Genomic DNA, 22,018 nt, shown 5'->3' on the forward strand with positions numbered 1-22,018 from the left:
TTCGATTCGACACGCACGGTTGCCGCCGCCACGGGTTACGAACGTGTTGCGGCTCGCCGACGGTCTTCCCCGAGCACCCGACGATCAGTAATGTGTGACACCTCAACGCTGACGACGATGTCGGCACCAACCTCATCGTTGGAGGAATGGCACATGTCCACACGTTCCACGCGCCGCTCGAGCTGGCGCACCGTCTTCGCCCCGATCGCCCTCGCGGCGACCGCGGTCCTCACGCTCGCGGGGTGCTCCGGCGGCCTCGCGGGAGGCGGCGACGCCGCGTCCGAGGACGGCCCGATCAAGCTCGGCATGGCCGCGCCGTTCTCGGGCTCCGAGTCGGCGTTCGGCCCGTACATGCAGAACGGCGCGCAGCTCGCGATCGACGAGATCAACGCGGCCGGCGGTGTGCTCGGTCGGCAGCTCGAACTCGTCACGGCGGACGACGCGTGCGACGCGACGAGCGCCACGGCCGCTGCGAACAAGCTCGTGACCGACGGCATCGTCGCCTCGGTCGGCGGCTACTGCTCCGGCGCGACGCTCCCGACGCTCCCGATCTTCGAGGCAGCGAACATCCCCATGGTCATCCCCGCCGCGAACTCGAACGAGCTCGTCAAGGCCGGCCTGAACAACGTGTTCCTCATCAACGGCACGGGCACGCAGCAGGCCGAGGCGGCCATCAAGTACGCCGCGAAGGAGGGCCTGACCAACATCGCCCTCCTCGACGACAACACCGACTACGCGAAGGACCTCGCGAACTCGGTCGCCTCGCAGGCCGCCGACGGCGGTGTCACGGTGGTCCTGCAGGACTCCGTCAACGCGGGTGAGTCGGACTACGCCGCGGCCGTCAACAAGATCGTCTCCTCGGGAGCGCAGCTCCTCTACTGGACGGGCTACTACCAGGAGGGCGGCCTCATCGTCTCGCAGCTCAAGGCGGCGGGCTACACCGGCCAGATCATGGTCGGCGACGGCTCGGTCGACGCGAAGTTCGCCGAGATCGCGGGCCCGGCTGCCGACGGCGTGCTCGGCACGTTCACCCAGACGCCCGACATGCTCGAGGGCGCCGAGACGTGGATCAGCGACTACACGGAGAAGTTCGGTGCCGCGCCCGGCCCGTACTCGACCCAGAGCTACGACGCCGTGCGCGTCGTCGCCGAGGCCATCACGAACGCCGGGACGACCGACGGTGAGGCGGTCATCACCGCGCTCGAGGGGCTGAAGGACTTCCCGATCTTCTCCGGCTCGCTCACGTTCTCGCCCGAGCACACGCTCACCGAGGGCGGCTTCGCGATCGTGACGGTCGGCCCCGACGGCACGTTCGTGCTCAAGGACGACCTCAAGAGCTAGCGGCGCAGGGGCGGGCGGCACACGCCTCCCGCCCCTCGCACGCGGCACGGCGCCCCGAAGGGAAGCGGATGCTCCAACTCGTCATCGACGGCCTGTTCGTCGGATCGTTCTACGCACTCGTCGCGCTCGGCTACAGCATGGTGTACGGCATCATCAAGCTGCTCAACTTCGCGCACGGCGACATCTACATGGTCGGTGCGTTCACCGGCCTCGTGGTCTTCTCGACCGTCTCCGGACTCGCGGGCGGCGGCATCCTGTCGATCCTGCTCGTCATGCTCATCGCGATGATCTTCACGGGTCTGCTCGGGGTCGGCATCGAACGCATCGCCTACCGGCCGCTGCGGAAGTCGCCGCGGCTCGCGGTGCTCATCACGGCGGTCGGCATGTCGTTCATCCTCGAATACGGCGTGCGCCAGATCTTCGGCCCCAACCCGCAGGTCTACGGCGCGCGGCTCGAGGGCGCGACGCTCTCGTTCCTCGACGCCCGCATCACGCTGCCGCAGATCGTGCTCATGGTCGTCGCGGCGGCGCTCATGGTCGTCCTCAACCTCTACATCATGCGCTCGCGGGACGGACGCGCCATGCGCGCGATCGCCCTCGACCCACAGGGTGCGCAGCTCATGGGCGTCAACGTCGACAAGGTCATCTCGCGCACCTTCTTCATCGGCTCCGCGCTCGCGGGCGCGGCCGGCGTCATGGCGGGCGCCTACTACGGCTCGATCGACTTCCTCATGGGCTTCGTGATCGGCCTGAAGGCGTTCACCGCGGCCGTCATCGGCGGCATCGGCAACCTCTACGGTGCGATGCTCGGCGGCATCGTGCTCGGCCTGCTCGAGGCGTTCGGTACGCACTGGCTCGGTGGCCAGTGGCGCGACGTGTTCTCGTTCGCGTGCCTCATCCTGTTCCTGTCCTTCCGGCCCACCGGCATCCTCGGTGCGCGCGTCGTCGAGCGGATGTGATCGCATGACCAGCACAACGGGCGACCGCATCCAGGCGCCGCGTCCCATCCACCCACGGCCCGAGCCGCGCTCGGGGCTCCTCTACCCACCGCGCTTCATGGCGCTGCTCGGGCTCGTCGTGTTCCTCGTCGCGCTCGTGCTGCCGTTCGTGAACGCATCGCAGTACATGATGTCGATCGGCACGCAGGCACTCATCTACATCATGCTCGCGATGGGCCTCAACATCGTCGTCGGCTACGCCGGCCTGCTCGACCTCGGGTACTACGCGTTCTTCGCCGTCGGTGCGTACACGGCGGGCGTGTTCAACACGGCCCTGCACGTGCCACTCATCTGGACCGTCCCGATGGTGATCATCGCGTGCATCGCGGCGGGGCTCATCATCGGCGGCCCGACGCTGCGATTGCGCAGCGACTACCTCGCGATCGTGACGCTCGGGTTCGGCGAGATCATCCGCCTCACGGCGAACAACCTCGAGGTCACGGGCGGCCCGTCGGGGATCTCCGGCATCTCGACGTTCGAGTTCTTCGGGTGGTCGTTCCGCGACGGGCTGGAGATCGCGGGCATCGAGTTCCCCGGCTACGTGCTCCTCTACTACTTCTGCCTCGTCGTCGGTGGTGTGCTCGCGGTCGTGGCGGCCTCGCGCCTCGGTCGCGGCAAGCTCGGCCGTGCGTGGCGGGCGATCAAGGACGACGAGGACGCCGCCGAGGCGATGGGCATCAACACCTATACGACGAAGCTCAAGGCGTACGTGCTTGGTGCCGTGTTCGGTGGCCTCGCGGGCATCCTCATGGGGGCGCACCAGACGGCCGTCAGCCCGACGTCGTTCGTGTTCCTCAACTCGGCGCTCCTGCTCATGGCGGTCGTGCTCGGCGGGATGGGGTCGATCCCCGGCGTCATCATCGGCGCGCTCGTCATCTCGCTCCTGCCGGAGCTCCTGCGCGAGGTCGCCGAGTGGCGGTTCCTCGTGTTCGGTGTGCTGCTCGTCGTCATGATGATCTTCCGCCCGGCGGGCGTGTGGCCCTCGACCGCGGTCCTGCCGTTCCTGAAGTTCCGCGCGCCCGGCCAGAAGCCGTCGCCGCGTGACGGGTTCGGTGACCACGACGAGGATCCGGCGACCGCGCCGGCCGACGAGAACATCGACAAGTCGAAGGAGCAGGCATGAGCGACACGACGTCCGCCACCCCGGGCGCCCCGCTTTCGGGCACCTCGCCGATCGACGTCCCGGGCACCGAGACGATCGCGATCAACGCGGCCCGGTTCCGGGAGGGGCGCGGTGGGCAGCTGCCGCTGCTGTCGGTCAAGGACCTCCGCCTGCACTTCGGCGGCGTGAAGGCCGTCGACGGGCTCACCTTCGATGCGTACGCGGGCGAGATCATCTCGGTCATCGGCCCGAACGGCGCGGGCAAGACGAGCGCCTTCAACTGCATCACCGGGTTCTACCGTCCGACCTCGGGCAGCATCGAGTTCGACGGCGAGAGCATCATGCGCAAGCTGCCGTCCACGATCACGCGTCGTGGCCTCGCGCGCACGTTCCAGAACGTGCGCATGTTCAAGGAGATGACGGTCATCGACAACGTGAAGACCGGCATGCACGGGCACGTCGGGCAGAACGTGTTCGACGCGATGCTCCACACGCCGAGGTACCGGCGCGCCGAGCGTCAGTGCCTCGACGACGCGCGCGGCTGGCTCGACTTCACGGGGTACTCGCTCGACGACGATCTGCTCGCCTCGCAATTGCCCTACGGCGAGCAGCGTCGCGTCGAGATCGCCCGCGCGCTCGCGAGCCGGCCGAAGCTCCTGCTGCTCGACGAGCCGGCGGCGGGCCTCAACCACAACGAGAAGCAGGACCTCATCGCGCTCATCCGGCGCATCCGCGATCTCGGCGTGGGGGTCGTGCTCATCGAGCACGACATGGGCCTCGTCATGGACATCTCGGAGCGCATCGTCGTGCTCAACTTCGGTCGCGAGATCGCGGACGGCACGCCCGAGGAGGTGCGCGACGACCCGCGGGTCATCGAGGCCTATCTCGGCGCCGAGGACGACGAGGACGACGAGGCGGTGGACGGGACGGCCGGTTCGGCGGCGCCGGCGGTCGAGGAGGTCGTGGTCATCGAGAAGGCGGTCGTGCCCGTGGTCGACGCGGACGGGACGCCCGTGGACGTCGTCGTCGAGGAGGTCGTCGTCGAGGACGTCGTCGTGACGGACGAGAAGCTGCCGGGCGACGACCCGGGGGCCGTGCCCCCGACCGTCGACGGCGCGGACACCGTCGACGAGGTCGACGGGAACGGGAACGGGGAGGCGCGCGCATGAGCATCGAACTGGAACTCACGGACGTCGACCTGTTCTACGGTCGCGTGCACGCGCTCCAGGGGCTGTCGTTCAGCGTCGGTGAGGGCGAGGTCGTCTCGCTCCTCGGCAACAACGGTGCGGGCAAGACGTCGACGCTGTCGATGCTGTCGGGCCTGTACCGCGCGAAGTCGGGCTCGATCACGTGGCGCGGGGCCGACATCACGCAGGCGAAACCGTGGGATCTCGTCGAGAAGGGGCTCATCCACGTGCCCGAGGGACGGCGCATCTTCTCGACCATGACGGTGCACGAGAACCTGCAGCTCGGCGGCTACCAGGTGAAGGACAAGGCGCTCATCGCGAAGCGCATCGAGGAGTCGTACGAGCTCATGCCTCGGCTCTTCGAGCGGCGCAATCAGCAGGGCGGCACCCTCTCGGGTGGTGAGCAGCAGATGGTCGCGATCGCTCGTGCCTACGTCGGGGGGCCGCAGCTCCTGTTGCTCGACGAACCGTCGATGGGGCTCGCGCCGCTCGTCGTGAAGCAGGTGATGGAGCTCATCTCGTCGATCAGCGCGCAGGGCACGACGATCCTGCTCGTCGAGCAGAACGCGCGGGCCGCGCTCAAGGTCGCGGACCGTGCGTACGTGATCGAGTCGGGCAAGGTGACGATCTCGGGGACGGCGGCCGAGCTGTCGAAGGACCGAGCGATCATCGAGGCCTACCTCGGCTGAGCTCGAGCCGAGGTGCGGTCCGGACCTGCCCGTCCGGGCCGAGCTCGATCCCCGGCCGGGTTGACCGGCGACGGTCAGCGGCCACGAAAAAGCCGGGTTGTTGCTACCGGGCCCGCGGCCCGGTAGCAACAACCCGGCTTTTTGTGCGGAGGGCCCGCGAGGGTTGAGGCGTGCGGGGCCCGATTGATAGTGTGTGACATATTACTTGGCTCGAGGGTTGGGACGGAGGTCGATCGTGGACGTTGCGGGCATGAATCCGGCGTCGGTGAACGCAGCCTCGGCGAACGCGGTCTCGGTGGGTGCGGCATCGGCGAGTGATGCCTCGGTGGGCGCGGCGTCGGTGAACGCGGCCTCGATGCATGGCGCATCGATGGACGGCGCCGACGTGATCGTCGTCGGTGCCGGCATCGTCGGTGCCGCGTGCGCGCTCGCACTTGCCGATCGCGGCGTCCGCGTCACCCTCCTCGACCGCGGCACCGCGGGCGGTGGCACCACGTCGCACGGCGAGGGCAACCTCCTCGTGTCCGACAAGGGGCCCGGCGCCGAGCTCGTCCTCGCCCAGCGCTCCGCCGAGCTGTGGCCGGACCTCGGGGCACGCGCGGCCGACGAACTCGGCCCCGACTTCCCGAGCATCGAGTACGACCCGAAGGGCGGCCTCGTCGTCGCGACGACGCGGGCCGGGCACGAGGCACTCGAGCGCTTCGCGGCGGGACAGCGCGGCGCGGGCGTCGACGCGAGGCCCGTCGACCACGCCCGCATCCGCGCGCTCGAACCGTGGCTCACCCCCGAGGTGACGGGCGCGGTCTGGTACCCCGAGGACGCACAGGTGCAGCCGGCGATCGCGACCGACGCCCTCGTCGCGCTCGCCCGCCGCGCGGGCGTCCGACTCGTCGAGGGATGCGAGGTGCAGGGCGCGATCGTCCGCACGGACGGCCGCCTCGGCGGCGTCCGCACCTCGCGCGGTGGATTCCGCGCCGATGCCGTCGTCGTCGCGGCCGGACCCTGGTCGGGCACCGTCGCCGCATCGCTCGGCGCGCCGATCCCCGTCGCACCGCGGCGCGGGGTCGTGCTCGTCACCGCGCGCATGCCGAAGCGCGTGCACCACAAGGTCTACGACGCCGACTACGTCGGCGCGGTCGGTTCGGGCGACGCCACGCTGCAGACGTCGAGCGTCGTCGAATCGACCGAGTCGGGCACCGTGCTCATCGGCTCGAGCCGCGAGCAGATCGGCTTCGACGACCGCATGCGCCCCGCCGTCCTCAGCCAGGTCGCCGCGAAGGCACTTCGCCTGTTCCCGTTCCTCGCCACGACGGCCGTCATGCGCAGCTACTCGGGGTTCCGCCCGTTCATGCCCGATCACCTGCCCGTCATCGGGCCGGATCCGCGCCTCGACGGGCTGTGGCACGCGACCGGCCACGAGGGCGCCGGCATCGGCCTGTGCCTCGCCACGGGCGAACTGCTCGCGGAACGCATGACCGGGACGACGCCCACGACGGACCCCGCGCCGTTCGATCTCGACCGCCCGACACTCGCGGACCGCCTCGGGATCGCGGCATGACCGCCCGCATGCTCCCCGCGGAGGCCGACGGCATCGGCCGTGGCCACGAGCGGCCCGTGCGCATCGTCGTCGACGGCGAGGAGGTCGTGGGCACGCTCGGCCAGTCGGTCGCGGGCGTCCTGCTCGCGAACGACCGCATCGCGTGGCGCACGACCGCGCGCGACGGCTCTCCGCGCGGGCTCTTCTGCGGCATCGGCGTGTGTTTCGACTGCCTCGTCGAGGTCGACGGTGTCCCCGACGTGCGCGCCTGCCAGCGTCGGGCGCGCGAGGGGGCCCGGGTGCGGACGACCCCCGCGGACGCCGAGCCGCCCGGGGACGCCGAGCTGCCCGCGGACGCCGAGCCGCTCGCGGACGCCGAGCCGCTCGCGGCCGCGGCGAGCGAGTGCCCGAACGTCCCCGACGCGCCCGCCGGCGCAACCGAGGAGTCCGGAACGGAGGCGAGCTCGTGACCGGCGCCGAACGCACGACGGGCCGCAGGGTCGCCGTCGTCGGGGGCGGCCCGGCCGGACTCGCGGCGGCCGTCGCCGCGGCGAACGCCGGGGCGCACGTCACGCTCGTCGAGTCGAGCGACGTCCTCGGCGGCCAGTACTGGCGCCATCTGCCGGCTGAGCGCCCGAGCGCGAGCGAGGGCCGCCTGCACCACGACTTCGACACGTTCCGCGCGCTCGAACGGCGCGTGCGCGGCGACGAGCGCATCCGCGTGCTCGACGAGGCGAGCGTCTGGACCGTCGAGCCGGGTGATGCGGCACCCGTCCTGCACGTCGTCCGGGGCCCCGTCGACGGCGCCGATCGACCGCGGCTCGTGATCGGCGCCGATGCCGTCGTCGTCGCGACCGGCGCACACGATCGCACCCTTCCCTTCCCCGGCTGGGAGCTGCCGGGCGTCACGACGGGGGGTGCCGCGCAGGCCTTCGCGAAGGGCGAGCGCCTCGCGCTCGGCGACCGCGTCGTCGTCGCTGGGGCGGGGCCGTTCCTGCTCGCCGTCGCCTCCTCGCTCGCCGCCGTCGGATCGACCGTGCTCGGCGTGCACGAGGCGAGTCGCGTGCCGAGGCTCGCGGCGGGCTGGCTCCCGGAGCCGTGGCAGCTCGTCGGCGCCCCGACGAAGCTCCTCGAGCTCGTCGGCTACGTCGCCGGGCAGGTGCGCCACCGGATCCCCTACGAAACCGGCAGCGCCGTCGTCGCCGCCCACGGCGAGGGCCGCGTCGAACGGGTGACGATCGCGAAGGTCGACGCGCGCTGGCGGCCCGTCCCAGGCACGGAACGCGACGTCGCGTGCGACGCCGTGTGCGTCTCGCACGGATTCACCCCGCGGCTCGAGGTGGCCCTCGCGGCGGGCTGTCGCGTCGGCTCCGCGGGCGGCATCGACGCCGACGCGCGCCAGGCCGCCGCGCCCGGCGTGTTCGTCGCGGGCGAGGCGACGGGCGTCGGCGGTGTCGACCTCGCGCTCGCCGAGGGCCGCATCGCGGGGCACTGCGCCGCGGGCGGCGGCATCGACGACGACGCGCTCGCCCGCGCGGTCGCGGCACGTGCGACCTTCGGCCGCTTCGCCCGCCGCATCGAGGCCGCCCACGGCATCCCCGCCCTCCGTCCGGAGGATGCGGCCGCCACCGCACGATCCGATGCCGCCCCCGCTGCCGCACGATCCGAGGACGGGGCCGCCACCGCACGATCCGGGGCCGCCGACGATGCGCGCGAGAACACGTGCGCCGGGACGGCGCCCGACGGCTGGGCACAGTGGCTGCACGACGACACGATCGTGTGCCGATGCGAGGAGGTCCGCTACGGCGAACTGCGCAGGACGGCCCGCGCGAGCGGCGCGAGCGGCCTGCGCGCCCTCAAGCTCTCGACGCGCGCCGGGCTGGGCATCTGCCAGGGCCGCATCTGCGGTCGAAGCGTCGAACAACTGCTCGACGCATCCGTCCCGGGCGGACTCCGCGACGGCGTCACGACCGACCGGCGCCCGCTGCAGACCCCGATCCGGCTCGGCGAACTCGCAGAGCCACCCGTCACCGACCCCGGCTGAGGACACGGACCGTCCGCGGCCCCGACCACCCACGACACAACCCACCGCGCCATGCGCACCCACCGGAAGGACCACCATGACCGAGCACCTCGACCTCGGCGGCGTCGTCGTCGCCACCGCCCTGCCCTACCGTGAGGACTCCGGCGCCCCCGCGGGCCTCGCGGTCGACTACGAGCGCTACGCCGAGCACTGCCGCTGGCTCATCGACAACGGCTGCCGTGGCGTCGGCCCCAACGGCTCGCTCGGCGAGTACTCGTCGCTCACGGACGAGGAGCGCCGCCGCGTCGTGCAGGTCGCGGTCGAGGCGGTCGGCGACCGCGGCATCGTCATCGCGGGCGTCCACGCGCCCGGGTGGCACCAGGCCCAGCACTGGGCGCGGCTCGCGAAGGAGGACGGCGCCGACGGCGTGCTCTGCCTTCCCCCGACGATGTACCGCTCGGCACCGGACGACATCGTGACGCACTACGAGAAGGTCGCCGAGATCGGCCTCCCGATCATGATCTACAACAACCCCTTCGACACGAAGGTCGATCTGACGCCGGACCTCGTCGCGCGGATCGCCCGGATCCCCAAGGTCGTCGCGGTCAAGGAGTTCTCCGGCGACGTGCGCCGTGCGTTCGAGATCGAGGAGCAGTGCGCCGCGGCCGGGACGACGATCGACGTCATCGCGGGCGCCGACGACGTCCTGTTCGAGCTCATGGTGGACGGCGCGACCGGCTGGTTCGCGGGCTACCCGAACGTGTTCCCGCGCGAGGCCGTCGCGATCTACGACGCGATGGTCGAGGGTCGCTACGACGAGGCGCGCGACATCTACCGTCGCCTCATCGGTGCGTTCCGCTGGGATTCGCGCCCCGAGTTCGTGCAGGCCATCAAGCTCGGTATGGACATGGCGGGACGCTACGGCGGCCCGTGCCGTCCGCCGCGCGCCGCGCTGTCGGAGCCCATGGCTGCGCAGATCCGCGAGGAGACGCAGCGCGCGCTCGACGCGGTCGCCGAGCTGTCCGTCCGCAGCGTCTGACGCTCCCACCATGCAGTCCAGCAGGGCGATCCACGCGTTCGACTCGCACACCGAGGGGATGCCGACGCGCGTCGTGACCGGCGGCGTCGGCGTCGTCCCCGGCGCGACGATGAACGAGCGACGCCTGTACGCGATCGAGCACCTCGACGAGCTGCGGCGCTTCCTCGTGACCGAACCGCGCGGCCACGCCGCGATGTCGGGCACGATCCTGCAACCGCCGACGCGTCCCGACGCCGATTGGGGCGTGCTCTACATCGAGGTGTCCGGATTCCTGCCGATGTGCGGCCACGGCACGATCGGCACGGCGACGGTGCTCGTCGAGACGGGCATGGTCGAGGTGCACGAGCCCGAGACCGTGATCCGGCTCGACACGCCCGCGGGGCTCGTCGTCGCGCGCGTCGCGGTCGAGGGCGGCCGTGCGACGAGCGTGACGATCGAGAACGTGCCCTCGTTCTGCGAGCGACTCGACGCGGTCGTCGAGGTGCCCGGCCTCGGCACCGTGCCCTACGCGCTCGCGTTCGGCGGCAACTACTACGCGATGGTCGAGCTCGACGACGTGGGGTTGCCGTTCGACCGGGCCCGCAAGGACGACATCCTCGCCGCGGGGCTCGCGATCATGGCCGCGATCAACGAGCAGGACCCGCCGCACCACCCCGTCATCGACGGCGTCGACCACGTGCACCACGTCGAGTTCATCGCACCGGGCTCGACGGCACGCCACTCGAGGCACGCGATGGCGATCCACCCGGGCTGGTTCGACCGCTCGCCGTGCGGGACGGGCACCTCGGCGCGCATGGCCGAACTGCACGCGCGCGGCAAGCTGCCGCTCGACACCGACTTCGTGAACGAGTCGTTCATCGGCACCTCGTTCACGGGTCGGCTCGTCGCCGAGACCACTGTCGGCGACATCGCGGCGGTGCTCCCCACCATCACGGGGCGTGCCTGGATCACCGCGGACGCGACGTACCTGCTCGACCCGAGCGATCCGTTCCCGGCGGGGTTCGAGTTCTAGGCCGGGCCACGGCGCGGCCTGGCAGGCTGGTCGGGAGGCGCATCGCGCGTCCCGACCGCCACCGGCCCCGCACACCGAACCGGGCCCGGACACCGGCCCGCCAAGACCACCGAAGGAGACACATCACGTGACCGACACCGCACCGGCCCCCGAGCGCACGAGCCCCGAGGAGGTCGAGCGCATCCTCGCGGCCGCAGCGGCCGCCGCCCCGGCATGGGGCGCGACCTCGCCCACCGAACGCGCCGAGGCGCTCATCCGCATCGCCGACCGACTCGACGAGCACGCCGGTGAACTCGTCCCGATCGCCCAGCTCGAGACGGGGCTCTCCGAGGCGCGCCTCACGGGCGAGCTCAAGCGCACGAGCGTGCAATTGCGGTTGTTCGCCGAGGTCGTTCGCGACGGCGCCTACCTCGACGCGCGGCTCGACGCGGCCGACCCCGACTTCGTGCTCGGGCCGCGGCCCGACGTGCGTCGCGTGCTCGAGCCGGTCGGTGTCGCCGTGAACTTCGCCGCCTCGAACTTCCCGTTCGCGTTCTCCGTCGCGGGCGGCGACTCGGCCGCGGCACTCGCGGCCGGGTGCCCCGTGATCCTCAAGGGCCACTCCGGACACCCGCGGCTCTCGGTCGCGACGACGCGCGTCGTGCGCGAGGCGCTCGCCGAGGTCGGTGCGCCCGACGGCGTGTTCGAGCTCGTGCTCGGGCAGGAGGCCGGGACGACGGTGCTCGACGACGACCGCGTCGACGTCGGCACGTTCACCGGCTCGATCCACGTCGGCCGCCTGCTCGCCGATCGAGCCGCCGCCCGCCCGCGGCCGATCAACTTCTTCGGCGAGCTCGGCAGCGTCAACCCCGTGTTCGTGACCGCCGCGGCGATCGAGGAGCGCGCGGAGGCGCTGGCGGAGGGCTTCGTGACCTCCGTCTCGGGCTCGGCGGGGCAGCTCTGCACGAAGCCCGGCTTCCTCTGGGTGCCCGCGGGCGCGCCCGCCGAGGAGCTGCTCGGTCGCGTCGCGGCCGCGGCCGCGGGCGTCGACGAGCACCGGCTGCTCAACCCGTCGATCGGACGCTCGTACCGGCAGCGTCGCCTCGACGTGATCGGCGACGAGGGCGTGCGGATCGTGTTCGAGGGCGAGGTCCGCGTCGACGACGACGAGCAGACATGGGCGACCCCGACGATCGTGCGCACGACGCCCGAGGCACTCGAACGCGCGGGGGAGCGACTGCTCGACGAGGTGTTCGGGCCGCTCTCGATCGTCGTCGAGTACGAGCCGGGGACGGACCTCGCGGCCCGACTCGAGGCGCTCTACGTGGGCAACCTGACGGGCACGATCCAGGCCGCGGACGGTGAGGAGACGCCCGAGCTCGCGGCGCTCGTCACCGCCCTCGCGCGCAAGACGGGGCGCGTGCTGTTCGGTGGCTGGCCGACGGGCGTGGCCGTGACGCCCGCGATGCAGCACGGTGGCCCCTACCCGGCGACCTCGAACGACTCGTCGACCTCGGTCGGCACGTCGTCGATCGCGCGCTTCCTGCGCGGTGTCGCCTACCAGAACGCCCCGCAGTGGGCGCTGCCCGCACCGCTCCAGGACGCGAACCCGTGGGGCGTGCCGCAGCACGTCGCGCCCGCGGGCGAGTCGGCGGGCTGGGGGCGCGACTGATCGAAGCCGCCTCGGTGGGTGTTCGGGTGACGGGCTGGGCGGCGGATGCCGCCCCGCCCGTCGCGTCGTCGAGCGGTCGTCCCGGCGTCAGCCAGGATTCCCGAGGCGCTCGCTCGCGAACGACTCGATCGCCTGCGCGATCGCCGCGGGGTGCGTCACGTGGCCCGTGTGGGCAGCGCCCTCGATGACGGTGCCGGTCGCGTCGGGCAGCACCTCGAGCCACCGCGGCGCGCCGAGCCGGTGGCGCCCCGCGGTCTCCGAGCCGTGCAGCACGAGGACGGGGACGGTCACATCTGCGGGATCGAACGGCCACCGCAGCGCGGGGTCGTCCGGCCGGAACGTCAGCTCGCCGAGTTCGCGTTCGAGTGCCGCGCTCCAGTCGTGGAAGCGCTCGCGCTGCGATGCGCTCAGCCGTTCCCAGGCGCCCTCACCCATCGCGTGGCGGACGAAGCGTTCGCCCGCCGCGCGCACGAGCGCGGGGTCGTCGCTGCGCGCGAGGGGCGCATCGGGCCACTCCTCGAGCCACGGCAGCGGTGCCTCGTAGACGACGACGGCACGCACGAGCTCGGGGTCGAGCGCCGTCGCCATGAGCGCGAGCACACCGCCCATGCTGTGGCCGAGGAGGACGGTGGGTCCGTCGAGGAGCGACCGCAGATCGGCCACGTGCTCGCCGATCGAGGCGGGCGCCTCCGCGGGGTCGAACGAGCGGCCGTAACCGCGCCGGTCGTAGGCGACCGTCCGCCAGTTCGGCAGCGCGTCGCGCAGACGACGGAAGCTGCGCCCAGTGTCCATCGAGCCGTGGGCGATGAGGATCGTGCCGCGCGCGGGCGATGCGCTCGGGTCGCGGACATCGGCGTCGGGCACGGGTCCCTCCGTTCGTGGTGTGGGTCGGCGTCGAGGATATCGCCGACCCGCCGGAACACTCATCGATCGGTCGGCTCCCACTCGTGCGGACGACCGGAAGCGGGTCTATCGTGGTGCGGCATCGGGCGAGCCGCGCGCGGAGCCACGCGGTCCGTCGGTGAGGAGGAACGATGCACGAGGAGTCGGCGACACCCGGGCGGGCGACGGCGAGCGGACCCACGGACGTGGCTGGCTCGGTGCCCCCGAGACCAGGGTTCGTTCGAGATCTGCGCACCTGTCGGACCTGGGACCTCGCCGAGGTCGGTGGCAAGGCCGTCGGCCTTGGCGAACTCGCCGCCGCGGGGGCACCGGTCGCGGAGGGGGTCGTCGTGACGACCGCGGCCTACCGAGCGGCGATCGAGCCCGTTCGGTCTCGGCTCGAGGCCCTCCTGTCCGAACTCGAGCGGACCGAGGCGCAGACGCCCGGCCCGGCGCGGCCCGAGGCGAAGCGGCCCGAGCCGGAAACGCCCGAACCGGCGCGGCCCGAGGCGAACCGGCCCGACTGCGATGCACACGGGGGCGGCCCGCCCGCAGATCGCACGCGACGAACGACCGGACCGACGGTCGGGGCGACGAGCCCCGCGTCCGCGACAGCGGATCGCATCCGACACCTCGTCCTCGACGCCGCCGTCCCACCCGCGCTGACCGCCGAGCTCTCGGTCGCGGTGGAGCGGCTCGGCGGCCCCTTCGCCGTCCGCTCCTCGGCCACGGCCGAGGACCTCGCCGACGCGAGCTTCGCCGGGCAGCAGGACACGTTCCTGGGCGTGGACGCGGCCGACGTGCCGAACGCGGTCCGGCGCTGCTGGGCGTCCCTGTGGACCGACCGGGCGATCGACTACCGGCGCCGACACGGCATCGACCCGAACGACGTGTCGCTCGCCGTGGTCGTCCAACGCCTCGTGCCCGCGGTGGCCGCCGGCGTCGTGTTCACCGCCGATCCGTCGACGGGACGACGCGACCGCAGTGTCGTCTCGGCGGCGTGGGGGCTCGGGGAGGCCGTCGTCTCGGCACAGGTGCAGACCGACGACCTCGTGGTCGGTGACGGCCGCGTCCTCGACCGCCGGACGGGCGACAAGGTCGTCCGGACGGTTCGCACCGGCGACGGCACGGCGCTCGAACCGGTGCCGGACGACCGGCGACGGGCTCCGGTGCTGAGCGATGCCCGGGCACTCGAACTGGTGGCCCTGGCCGAGCGCGTCGCCCGCGACCGCGGCCGACCCCAGGACATCGAATGGGCACTCGACGGCTCGGGCCGCATCGTGCTCGTGCAGGCACGCCCCATCACCGCGCTCCCACCCGCACCCGGCCCCGTCCCGACGACGTGGCCCGTGCACGAGCGTGGCACGATGTACGTTCGCGCATCGATCGTCGAGCAGATGCCCACGCCCCTGAGCCCGCTCTTCGCCGACCTCGTCGCGACGGCCGTCCCCGAGGGCCTGCGACGCATGATCGCCGATTCCACGGGACGCCTCGACGTCATCGAACCCGACGGGATGACGTTCCCCACCGTGAACGGCTACGCCTACTACGCCTACACGGCCGCCCAGCTGTGGCGCATGATGGCGCTGCTCCCCGCCGTGCTGCGAACCACACGATCCGCGCGGACGACGCCCGACCCGCCGGGTGTCGAGCGCTGGCGGACGGTCGCGCACCCCGCCTATGCGGCCGTCGCCGCGCGCGCGAACGAGACCGATCCCGCGACGCAGGACGCCCGCGCGCTCGTGGCGCTCGTCGACGAGCTCGTGCTCGCCTGCTGCGAGTACTACGCCTCGGTGCAGGAGGTGCTGCCCTCGGTCGCCATGGCCGAGAACCTGTTCACGTGGTTCGTGCGGGCGGTCGGGAGGCCCGGTGACCCCGCGCCCGACGTCTTCCTGCTCGGCGGGGACTCGGCACCGATCCGGGCGGAGCGCGACCTCTTCGAACTCGCCCGCTGGGTGCGCGGCCACGACGACCTCCGCCGGGTCGTCGCGGCGGGCGACGCGCTCCCGCCTGACGGCGCCCGACCCGAGGGGGTGAGCGCCGAGGACTGGGCGGCCTTCACGGAACGCTTCCGGGCCCACCTCGCGCGCTACGGGCACGCGGTGTTCGACCTCGACCTCATGAACCCGGTCGCGGCGGACGATCCCGCGCCCGTCCTCGACTCGCTCCGGTACTCCGTGCGCGGTGGGGGACAGGACCCACGCGAGCGTCGCGAACACCTGCGATCCGTCGCCGACGAGGCCGCCGAGACCGTCCGACGGCGGTTGCGGCCGATGCTGCGGCGACCCTTCGATCGGTACCTCGAACGCGCGCGACGACTCGGCCCGGTGCGTGAGGACGCACTGGCCGACGTCGGACTCGCCTGGCTCGCCGCCCGCCGCGCGCTGCGGACCCTCGGGCAGCGACTCACCGAGGCGGGAGCGATCGTGGAGCCCGACGACGTGTACTGGCTCCGCCGCGACGAACTCGCGCGGGCGGCGGCCGATCTCGATGCGGGCCGCACCCCACCCGAACGGCACGCACTCGTCGCGGAGCGTCGGACCGTCTGGCGCGGCCAGGCGCTCGCGACGCCGCCGGGGATCCTGCCCGACCACTCGATCTGGCACGTGTTCGATCGCGTGATGCCCACGGTCGGTACCGATGACGGCGCGACACTGCGCGGCACGGCGTCGAGCGGTGGTATCGTGACCGCGACCGCCCGGGTCGTGCACGGTCCCGCCGACTTCGCCGCGCTCCTGCCCGGAGAGGTGCTCGTCGCCGCCATCACGACACCCGCCTGGACGCCGCTGTTCGCGCGCGCGGCGGGCGTCGTGACCGATGTCGGCGGGCCGCTCAGCCACTCCTCGATCGTCGCTCGCGAGTACGGTGTCCCCGCCGTCCTCGGGACGGGAACGGCCACCTCACGGATCCGGACGGGGGACCGCATCACCGTCGACGGGCGGAGCGGGTCGGTGTCGTGGGCGTCGGACGAGGAGTCCGTTCCGGCATCGTCCGAGGAACGTGTCGGTGACGCGGCGGCGACGTCCGTCGATCCGACCACGCGACGTCGACGTGCGGTGCTCGTGGTCGCCGGTGGCGTGCTCGCGGCGGGGGCCCTCATCGGGATCGTCGCCGCCGTGCGTTCCGCGTCGCGGCCGCGCTGACGGAAGCGCGGCCGAACCGCGCACGGTCATCGGCCGAGCAGGTCCTCGTCGCTCGTGCGCACGTCGACACCCGGCGCGAACCGGTACGGCGCCGCGACGATGAGCTCACCGAGGTGACGCCGCAGGCGGCTGATCTCGGCCCGCACCGTGACGTCGTGCTCCGGTGTGCCGTACATGATCGCGCTCAACTCCGGCGCCGTGAGGCCCGCCGGGTGCTGCGCGAGCAGCACGAGGATCTCGCCCTGCCGCGGCGTCACGAACGCGCGACGCCGGTGCCCCGCCGAATCGAGCACGATCGTCGTGCCCTGCGGTCCCGGGCGCAGGGCCACGCTCGCGAGGCCGGGCGTCCCGAGCCCCGCCGTACCGGACACCGCGACCGCGAGCCAGCCGTCGCCGAGCCGCTCGACCTCGACGTCGCCGAGCGGGGGAAGCCACGTCGGCCCGGGCGTGAGACCGTCGGGCAGGGTGATGCGTGCGCGGACGTCGACCTCGTTCGCCTCGGCGACCCAACCGGCCTCGTCGACGACGGCCCAGGGACCCGCGACACCGCGGGTCGCCGCGAAGGCGGCCGCCCGCAGCGCACCCAGGTGGGTCCGGTGCGCGAGGCCGAGTTCGAGCCCGGCCGTACGCGCGAGGGAGGACACGAGCGACAGGAGCGCCGGGTGGCCGTGGTCGAGTTCGGCCGACAGGTCGATCGCCCCGAGCACCGCGCCCGTGCGCGGATCCCGGACAGGCGCGGCCGCACAGCTCCACCCGTGCTGTTCGACGAGGAAGTGCTCGGCACCGTGCACCTGCACGGGGCGACGCGTCGCGAGCGCCGTGCCGATCGCGTTCGTCCCCATGTGCGTCTCGTTCCACAGCGCACCGGAGCGGAAGCCGATACCGTCCGCGAGCGTGCGCAGGCGACCCGCCGACTCCCGCGCGAGCACGCGACCCTCCGCGTCGCTCACGACGACGAGCGCGTCGAAGCCCTCGACGAGCGGCTCGACGTGCGGCATGAGGCGGGGCAGCAGCTCGACGAGCTCGGACGGGTCGGACTTCCGCACGCGCGATTGTGCGACGGGGCCGCGGCGGTCGGGCCGCAGGCCGCGCGTGCGAAGGCGCTGCCACGACTCGGCGATGATCGGTCGCGGATGCGCGGGCGCCTGCCGACCCGCGAACGTCGCCTCGTGGATCCGCTCGAGGAGCGACTCGTACGCCGAACGCCCGTCGCCCACGACGAGCGCGGGCTCGACGTCATCGCTCACGTGCAACCTCCGGAGTGCGTTCGGTTCGCCGACACCAGTCAAGCACTGCGCGGCCCCGCCCGCGAGTCCCGCGTGCAAGACGTTGCGGAGGGTTGCTCGCGCCGCGCGCCCCGCCGTTCCGGGCCGCGTCCGGGCCGTCGGGTCACGTCGCCGCCACGGGCCCCGGATCGGACTACCGTCGGCAACGTCCGGCGCTCCACGAGGGCGCCGTGAACACGACAGCAACGAAGCAAGGAGCAGGAATGTCGGACACACGCGTCGCACTCGTCACCGGATCGGGTCAGGGTATCGGCCGGGGCATCGCCCTCAAGCTGGCGTCGGACGGATTCGACATCGCCGTCGCCGACCTCCCCTTCCAGGAGGAGAAGGCCGCGGGCGTCGTGAAGGAGATCGAGGCGCTCGGCCGCAAGGCGTTCTTCACGCCCGTCGACGTGAGCGACAAGACCCAGATCGAGGCAGCCGTCGCGGCGACCGTCGACACGCTCGGTGGCTTCGACGTCATCGTCAACAACGCCGGCATCGCGCAGATCAAGCCGTTCCTCGACATCACCGAGGAGGACCTCGACAAGATCTTCAAGATCAACGTCAACTCGGTCGTCTTCGGCACGCAGGCCGCCGCGAAGTCGTTCATCGAGCGTGGCGTCAAGGGCCGCATCATCTCGGCCGCGTCGATCGCGTCCATCAAGGGCTTCCCCATCCTCGGCGCCTACTCGGCCTCGAAGTTCGCGGTGCGCGGCTTCACGCAGGTCGCGGCGCAGGAGCTCGCGCCCAAGGGCATCACGGTCAACGCCTACGCCCCCGGCATCGTCGGTACGGGCATGTGGGACCTCATCGACAAGGAGCTCTCGAAGATCAACGGCAAGCCCGTCGGTCAGAACCTCAAGGAGAACGTGGACTCGATCGCGCTCGGTCGCATCGAGACGCCGGACGACGTCGCGGGTGTCGTGTCGTTCTTCGCGAGCGAGAACGCCGACTACGTCACGGGCCAGGTGCTGCTCGTCGACGGCGGCATGCTTTACAACTGATCGTCGCGCCCGGCACGACCCGGGCACGCACACGACGGCGGCCCACCCGAAGCTGAGCGGGTGGCCCGCCGTCGTCGTGTCGAAGGCTCAGGCGGGCTGCGATGCCGCGTCGCGGGCGGCCGCCACGAGTTCGTCGACGAACGCGGGCGTCGTGTCCCACGCGCACAGGAACCGGGCCATGCCCTCGGCCCCCGGCCAGTCGTGGAACGCGAAGCGCTCGTGCAGCGCGAGCCGGACGGCGTCGGGCAGCACGGGGAAGACGCCGTTCGCCTGCACCGCGAGCGGGAGCGCCACGCCGGGGATCGTCGCGAGGCCCGCAGCGAGCCGCTGCGCCATCGCGTTCGCGTCACCCGCGCAGCGCAGCCAGAGGTCGTCGTCGAGGAGCGCGAGCAACTGGGCCGAGAGGTAGCGGGCCTTCGAGGCGAGCTGCAGGTCGATCTTCTGCAGGTACTCGATCCCGGGTGCCGCATCCGGATCGAGCACGACGATCGCCTCCGCGCCGAGCGCACCGTTCTTCGTGCCACCGAGGCTCAGGACGTCGACGCCGACGTCGCGCGTGAGTGCCGCGAGCGGCACGTCGAAGAACGCGGCCGCGTTCGCGAGCCGTGAGCCGTCGACGTGCACGCGCAGCCCGTGCTCGTGCGCGATGCCGGTGAGGGCGGCGAGCTCGTCGGGGGAGTATGCGGTGCCGAGCTCGGTCGATTCCGTGAGGCTCACGACGGCGGGCAGCGCCGTGTGCACGTCGTGGCGGCCGCGGAGCACCGCGAGGACGTCGTCGGGCCGCAGCTTGCCGTCCGCCGTCGGGACGTCGATGAGCTTGAGGCCCGCGATGCGCTCCGGTGCGGCGTTCTCGTCCGTCGCGATGTGCGCGTCGCTCGTGCACACGACCCCGCCCCAGCGCGGCGACATCGCCTGCAGCGAGACGACGTTCGCGCCCGTGCCGTTGAACACGGGGAACACGCGGGCCCGCTCACCGAACTCCGCCCGCACGACCTCCCGCAGGCGCTCCGTGTACGGATCGGTGCCGTACGGGCCGACGTGACCGCCGTTCGCCGTCACGACGGCCGCGAGCACATCGGGGTGCGCACCGGCGCCGTTGTCGCTCTCGAACGAGAGCCGAGTGGGGTCGTGGAGCTGCGGGATCATCCGTTCATCGTGCCACGACCCGGTGACGGCAGCCGCCCCGGGTCAGCTCGCGAGGCGCTCCGCCTCGGTGCGCTCGCGCCACGTGATGAGGTAGCGCCGATCGAAGCGCCGCGAACAGCGGGCGCACGACGCGGTGCGCGACGAGGGCCGGCGGAAGCGGAGGAACTCGTGGCCGTTCGGGCACGACCCGACCCAGCGCGCGAACTCCGCCGCGACCTCGCCGTGATGCGTCGCACCACCCACGTAGCCGATCTCACGCGCGATGCGCCGCCACTCGGGGCCGTGCCCCTCGGCATGACCCGCCATCGCGTGCGCGACCTCGTGGAGGAGGGTCTGGTGCACCTCGTGGTCGGAGTGCCGCTGGGCGAGATACCGCGACACGGTGATGCGACGCTCGGTGTAGTTGCACAGCCCCGCGCGCTTCTTCGCATGATCGAAGTCGAAACTCCACGACGCGTCGAGGTGGACTCGGATGAGCTCGTGCGCGACCCCGCGCACCCAATCCAAATCGGACATGTTCCGAGCCTACGCGTCGAGCGGCGAGACCCCGCGCCCAGCTCCCGACGACGCCTCCTCGGGCGTCTCCGCGGGCGCTTCGGCGCCGAGTCGCTCGCGGGCGACACGGATCGCGTACTTCGTCGACTCGAGCTGGTTCGGCGGCACGCCGTCGTGCTGGCGCTCCTCGAGTGCCGTCTCGAAGTCGGCGAGCGCCTCGGTGATCTCGCCGAGCTCGAAGTGCACCTTGCCGCGGTGCTGCAGCGCGAAGCCCGCGAGCTCGTGCCAGTCGTGGGTCACGGCCTCGTCCACGCAGCCGTTGAGTTCGGTCAGGGCGACGTCGTACTTGCCCTGGAACTGCTGCACCTGCGCGCGCCGGATGCGCGCCGCGATCGCGTCCTCGCGCGCGCCCGTGAAGCGCGACTGCCGGTAGGCGGCCTGCGCGATGTCGAACGCCTCGTCGAGGCGACCGAGCATGCGCAGCAGCGCGACCTGCTCGTTGAGGGCGGTGAGCGAGCGGAATGGCTTGATCTCCGCGAGACGTGCCTCCGCGGCGGTCACATCGATGCGCTCGCGGAGGGTCTTCGGGTCGTAGCCGAGGATGATGGGCGCGTCTGACACCCCACGAGGGTAACCGGGCGGGTTCGGGCGGAGCCGACGAAATGCCCTGGGATCCGAAAGCGGCGTGGACTCGCGGCGGCTCGTCCGTGGCGTCCGGCATGCTGGGGGCAGGTGCCGCGGGCGGTCGGGGCGCCGAGCGGCTGAGCGGGCGGCGTCGTGCGGCGCCCGGGACGGGGGAGCGGCATGGCGGACGGTCGTCGACGGGGATCACGGGGGCGCGCGGCGGACGGACCCGCCGCGCCGAGCCGGCCGGGGCCCGATCTGCCGCGCGTGTTCGATCCCCACGAGGGGCTCGAGCCCGGCATGAGCGTCGAGGCGGTGCGCGTCGAGGGGCTCGACGGGGACGTCGCTGCGGCCGGCGCCGAGCTCGAGGCGTGTCTCGTGGCGGATGCGTCCGTGTCGCGTCTCGACCTGACGGGCGCGACGCTCGTCGACGTCGAGGTGCGCGAGTTGCGTGCGATCGAGGTCGTCGCGCCCGGCTCGCGATGGCGTCGGGTGCGCATCGCGGGCGGGCGGCTCGGCACGCTCGATCTGCAGGGCGCGGATCTCGACGAGGTCGAACTCGTCGACGTGCGCGTCGACTACCTGGCGCTCGGTGGCGCGCGGGTCGCCGATCTCGTGGTCGCGGGGTGCGCGATCCGGGCGCTCGACCTGCCGAACGCGACGCTCGAGCGCGTCGCGTTCACCGACAGTCGCAGCGACGAGCTCGATACGAACGGCCTGCGGGCGCGCGACGTCGATCTGCGCGGTCTCGAGGTGGGCGACGTCTCGTCGCTCGACGGGCTGCGCGGCACGACCCTCACGACACTCCAGGTCGAACGCCTCGCGACGACGTTCGCTCGCCGAGCGGGCATCGACGTCCGCGACTGACCCAGCCCCG

General features: G+C 72.3%; 19 protein-coding genes. 14 read left to right on the plus strand and 5 right to left on the minus strand.

The window, feature by feature from the left end; all coding sequences use genetic code 11:
• Nucleotides 1-153: 153 nt before the first annotated feature.
• From HNR16_RS00960 to HNR16_RS01005, 11 genes are all read left to right on the plus strand, one after another.
• Nucleotides 154-1,341, plus strand: a complete 1,188-nt coding sequence (locus HNR16_RS00960; RefSeq protein ID WP_158039153.1) for a branched-chain amino acid ABC transporter substrate-binding protein — start codon at nucleotides 154-156, stop codon at nucleotides 1,339-1,341.
• A 68-nt stretch (nucleotides 1,342-1,409) separates the two neighbouring features.
• Nucleotides 1,410-2,300 carry a branched-chain amino acid ABC transporter permease gene (locus tag HNR16_RS00965; protein WP_158039154.1) on the plus strand — a complete coding sequence of 297 codons (891 nt, stop codon included), beginning with the start codon at nucleotides 1,410-1,412 and terminating at the stop codon, nucleotides 2,298-2,300.
• Nucleotides 2,301-2,304: 4 nt separating this feature from the next.
• Nucleotides 2,305-3,462, plus strand: a complete 1,158-nt coding sequence (locus HNR16_RS00970; RefSeq protein WP_158039155.1) for a branched-chain amino acid ABC transporter permease — start codon at nucleotides 2,305-2,307, stop codon at nucleotides 3,460-3,462.
• Complete coding sequence (locus HNR16_RS00975) at nucleotides 3,459-4,610, plus strand: ABC transporter ATP-binding protein (RefSeq protein ID WP_225737733.1); 1,152 nt, start codon at nucleotides 3,459-3,461, stop codon at nucleotides 4,608-4,610. The genes HNR16_RS00970 and HNR16_RS00975 overlap by 4 nt, the downstream gene beginning before the upstream one ends.
• Nucleotides 4,607-5,317, plus strand: coding sequence for an ABC transporter ATP-binding protein (locus tag HNR16_RS00980; RefSeq protein WP_158039156.1), 711 nt, complete (start codon nucleotides 4,607-4,609; stop codon nucleotides 5,315-5,317). The genes HNR16_RS00975 and HNR16_RS00980 overlap by 4 nt, the downstream gene beginning before the upstream one ends.
• 250 nt (nucleotides 5,318-5,567) lie before the next feature.
• Nucleotides 5,568-6,875: an NAD(P)/FAD-dependent oxidoreductase gene (locus tag HNR16_RS00985; RefSeq protein ID WP_225737734.1), complete on the plus strand. Its 1,308-nt coding sequence runs from the start codon at nucleotides 5,568-5,570 to the stop codon at nucleotides 6,873-6,875.
• The gene (locus tag HNR16_RS18690; protein WP_192498231.1) at nucleotides 6,872-7,324 is read left to right on the plus strand and encodes a 2Fe-2S iron-sulfur cluster-binding protein; all 453 of its coding nucleotides are present in this window, start codon (nucleotides 6,872-6,874) and stop codon (nucleotides 7,322-7,324) included. The genes HNR16_RS00985 and HNR16_RS18690 overlap by 4 nt, the downstream gene beginning before the upstream one ends.
• Nucleotides 7,321-8,898, plus strand: coding sequence for an FAD/NAD(P)-dependent oxidoreductase (locus tag HNR16_RS18525; protein WP_192498232.1), 1,578 nt, complete (start codon nucleotides 7,321-7,323; stop codon nucleotides 8,896-8,898). The genes HNR16_RS18690 and HNR16_RS18525 overlap by 4 nt, the downstream gene beginning before the upstream one ends.
• 76 nt (nucleotides 8,899-8,974) lie before the next feature.
• Nucleotides 8,975-9,916, plus strand: a complete 942-nt coding sequence (locus tag HNR16_RS00995) for a dihydrodipicolinate synthase family protein (RefSeq protein ID WP_158039158.1) — start codon at nucleotides 8,975-8,977, stop codon at nucleotides 9,914-9,916.
• Nucleotides 9,917-9,926: 10 nt separating this feature from the next.
• A complete protein-coding gene (locus HNR16_RS01000) occupies nucleotides 9,927-10,928 on the plus strand; it encodes a proline racemase family protein (RefSeq protein ID WP_158039159.1) in 1,002 nt (333 codons plus the stop codon).
• Between the two features lie 127 nt (nucleotides 10,929-11,055).
• The gene (locus HNR16_RS01005) at nucleotides 11,056-12,579 is read left to right on the plus strand and encodes an aldehyde dehydrogenase family protein (RefSeq protein WP_158039160.1); all 1,524 of its coding nucleotides are present in this window, start codon (nucleotides 11,056-11,058) and stop codon (nucleotides 12,577-12,579) included.
• An 87-nt stretch (nucleotides 12,580-12,666) separates the two neighbouring features.
• On the opposite strand, the gene HNR16_RS01010 is transcribed toward HNR16_RS01005, so the two are convergent.
• Nucleotides 12,667-13,443, minus strand: coding sequence for an alpha/beta fold hydrolase (locus HNR16_RS01010; RefSeq protein ID WP_179558036.1), 777 nt, complete (start codon nucleotides 13,441-13,443; stop codon nucleotides 12,667-12,669).
• Nucleotides 13,444-13,613: 170 nt separating this feature from the next.
• Between HNR16_RS01010 and HNR16_RS01015 the strand changes: the two genes are divergently transcribed.
• On the plus strand, nucleotides 13,614-16,604 hold the full coding sequence (locus HNR16_RS01015; protein WP_158039162.1) for a PEP/pyruvate-binding domain-containing protein: 2,991 nt from the start codon (nucleotides 13,614-13,616) through the stop codon (nucleotides 16,602-16,604).
• A gap of 26 nt (nucleotides 16,605-16,630) precedes the next feature.
• Here the strand turns inward: HNR16_RS01015 and HNR16_RS01020 are convergent, their stop codons facing one another.
• On the minus strand, nucleotides 16,631-17,851 hold the full coding sequence (locus tag HNR16_RS01020; RefSeq protein WP_158039163.1) for a helix-turn-helix domain-containing protein: 1,221 nt from the start codon (nucleotides 17,849-17,851) through the stop codon (nucleotides 16,631-16,633).
• 242 nt (nucleotides 17,852-18,093) lie between these two features.
• On the opposite strand from HNR16_RS01020, the gene HNR16_RS01025 reads away from it, so the two are divergent.
• On the plus strand, nucleotides 18,094-18,876 hold the full coding sequence (locus HNR16_RS01025; protein WP_158039164.1) for an acetoin reductase: 783 nt from the start codon (nucleotides 18,094-18,096) through the stop codon (nucleotides 18,874-18,876).
• A gap of 87 nt (nucleotides 18,877-18,963) precedes the next feature.
• On the opposite strand, the gene HNR16_RS01030 is transcribed toward HNR16_RS01025, so the two are convergent.
• From HNR16_RS01030 to HNR16_RS18530, 3 genes are read right to left on the minus strand one after another with little or no spacing between them, the layout of a single operon-like run.
• Complete coding sequence (locus tag HNR16_RS01030; RefSeq protein WP_179558037.1) at nucleotides 18,964-20,022, minus strand: threonine aldolase family protein; 1,059 nt, start codon at nucleotides 20,020-20,022, stop codon at nucleotides 18,964-18,966.
• 42 nt (nucleotides 20,023-20,064) lie between these two features.
• Nucleotides 20,065-20,538: a SprT-like domain-containing protein gene (locus HNR16_RS01035; protein WP_158039165.1), complete on the minus strand. Its 474-nt coding sequence runs from the start codon at nucleotides 20,536-20,538 to the stop codon at nucleotides 20,065-20,067.
• A gap of 9 nt (nucleotides 20,539-20,547) precedes the next feature.
• Nucleotides 20,548-21,138 (minus strand): tetratricopeptide repeat protein, encoded by a 591-nt coding sequence (locus HNR16_RS18530; protein WP_158039166.1) that lies wholly within the window; start codon nucleotides 21,136-21,138, stop codon nucleotides 20,548-20,550.
• A 270-nt stretch (nucleotides 21,139-21,408) separates the two neighbouring features.
• On the opposite strand from HNR16_RS18530, the gene HNR16_RS01045 reads away from it, so the two are divergent.
• On the plus strand, nucleotides 21,409-22,008 hold the full coding sequence (locus HNR16_RS01045) for a pentapeptide repeat-containing protein (RefSeq protein WP_225737735.1): 600 nt from the start codon (nucleotides 21,409-21,411) through the stop codon (nucleotides 22,006-22,008).
• The last annotated feature ends 10 nt before the right edge of the window (nucleotides 22,009-22,018 follow it).

Origin of the sequence: Pseudoclavibacter chungangensis (assembly GCF_013410545.1) — a bacterium.
GTDB lineage: Bacteria > Actinomycetota > Actinomycetes > Actinomycetales > Microbacteriaceae > Pseudoclavibacter > Pseudoclavibacter chungangensis.

Coding starts and splice junctions, on each gene's coding strand:
- HNR16_RS00965 (WP_158039154.1), top strand. CDS start 1,410: ATGCTCCAACTCGTCATCGACGGCCTGTTCGTCGGATCGTTCTACGCA.
- HNR16_RS01025 (WP_158039164.1), top strand. CDS start 18,094: ATGTCGGACACACGCGTCGCACTCGTCACCGGATCGGGTCAGGGTATC.
- HNR16_RS00995 (WP_158039158.1), top strand. CDS start 8,975: ATGACCGAGCACCTCGACCTCGGCGGCGTCGTCGTCGCCACCGCCCTG.
- HNR16_RS00980 (WP_158039156.1), top strand. CDS start 4,607: ATGAGCATCGAACTGGAACTCACGGACGTCGACCTGTTCTACGGTCGC.
- HNR16_RS00975 (WP_225737733.1), top strand. CDS start 3,459: ATGAGCGACACGACGTCCGCCACCCCGGGCGCCCCGCTTTCGGGCACC.
- HNR16_RS00970 (WP_158039155.1), top strand. CDS start 2,305: ATGACCAGCACAACGGGCGACCGCATCCAGGCGCCGCGTCCCATCCAC.
- HNR16_RS00960 (WP_158039153.1), top strand. CDS start 154: ATGTCCACACGTTCCACGCGCCGCTCGAGCTGGCGCACCGTCTTCGCC.
- HNR16_RS18690 (WP_192498231.1), top strand. CDS start 6,872: ATGACCGCCCGCATGCTCCCCGCGGAGGCCGACGGCATCGGCCGTGGC.
- HNR16_RS01015 (WP_158039162.1), top strand. CDS start 13,614: ATGCACGAGGAGTCGGCGACACCCGGGCGGGCGACGGCGAGCGGACCC.
- HNR16_RS01030 (WP_179558037.1), bottom strand. CDS start 20,022: ATGATCCCGCAGCTCCACGACCCCACTCGGCTCTCGTTCGAGAGCGAC.
- HNR16_RS01035 (WP_158039165.1), bottom strand. CDS start 20,538: ATGTCCGATTTGGATTGGGTGCGCGGGGTCGCGCACGAGCTCATCCGA.
- HNR16_RS01000 (WP_158039159.1), top strand. CDS start 9,927: ATGCAGTCCAGCAGGGCGATCCACGCGTTCGACTCGCACACCGAGGGG.
- HNR16_RS00985 (WP_225737734.1), top strand. CDS start 5,568: ATGAATCCGGCGTCGGTGAACGCAGCCTCGGCGAACGCGGTCTCGGTG.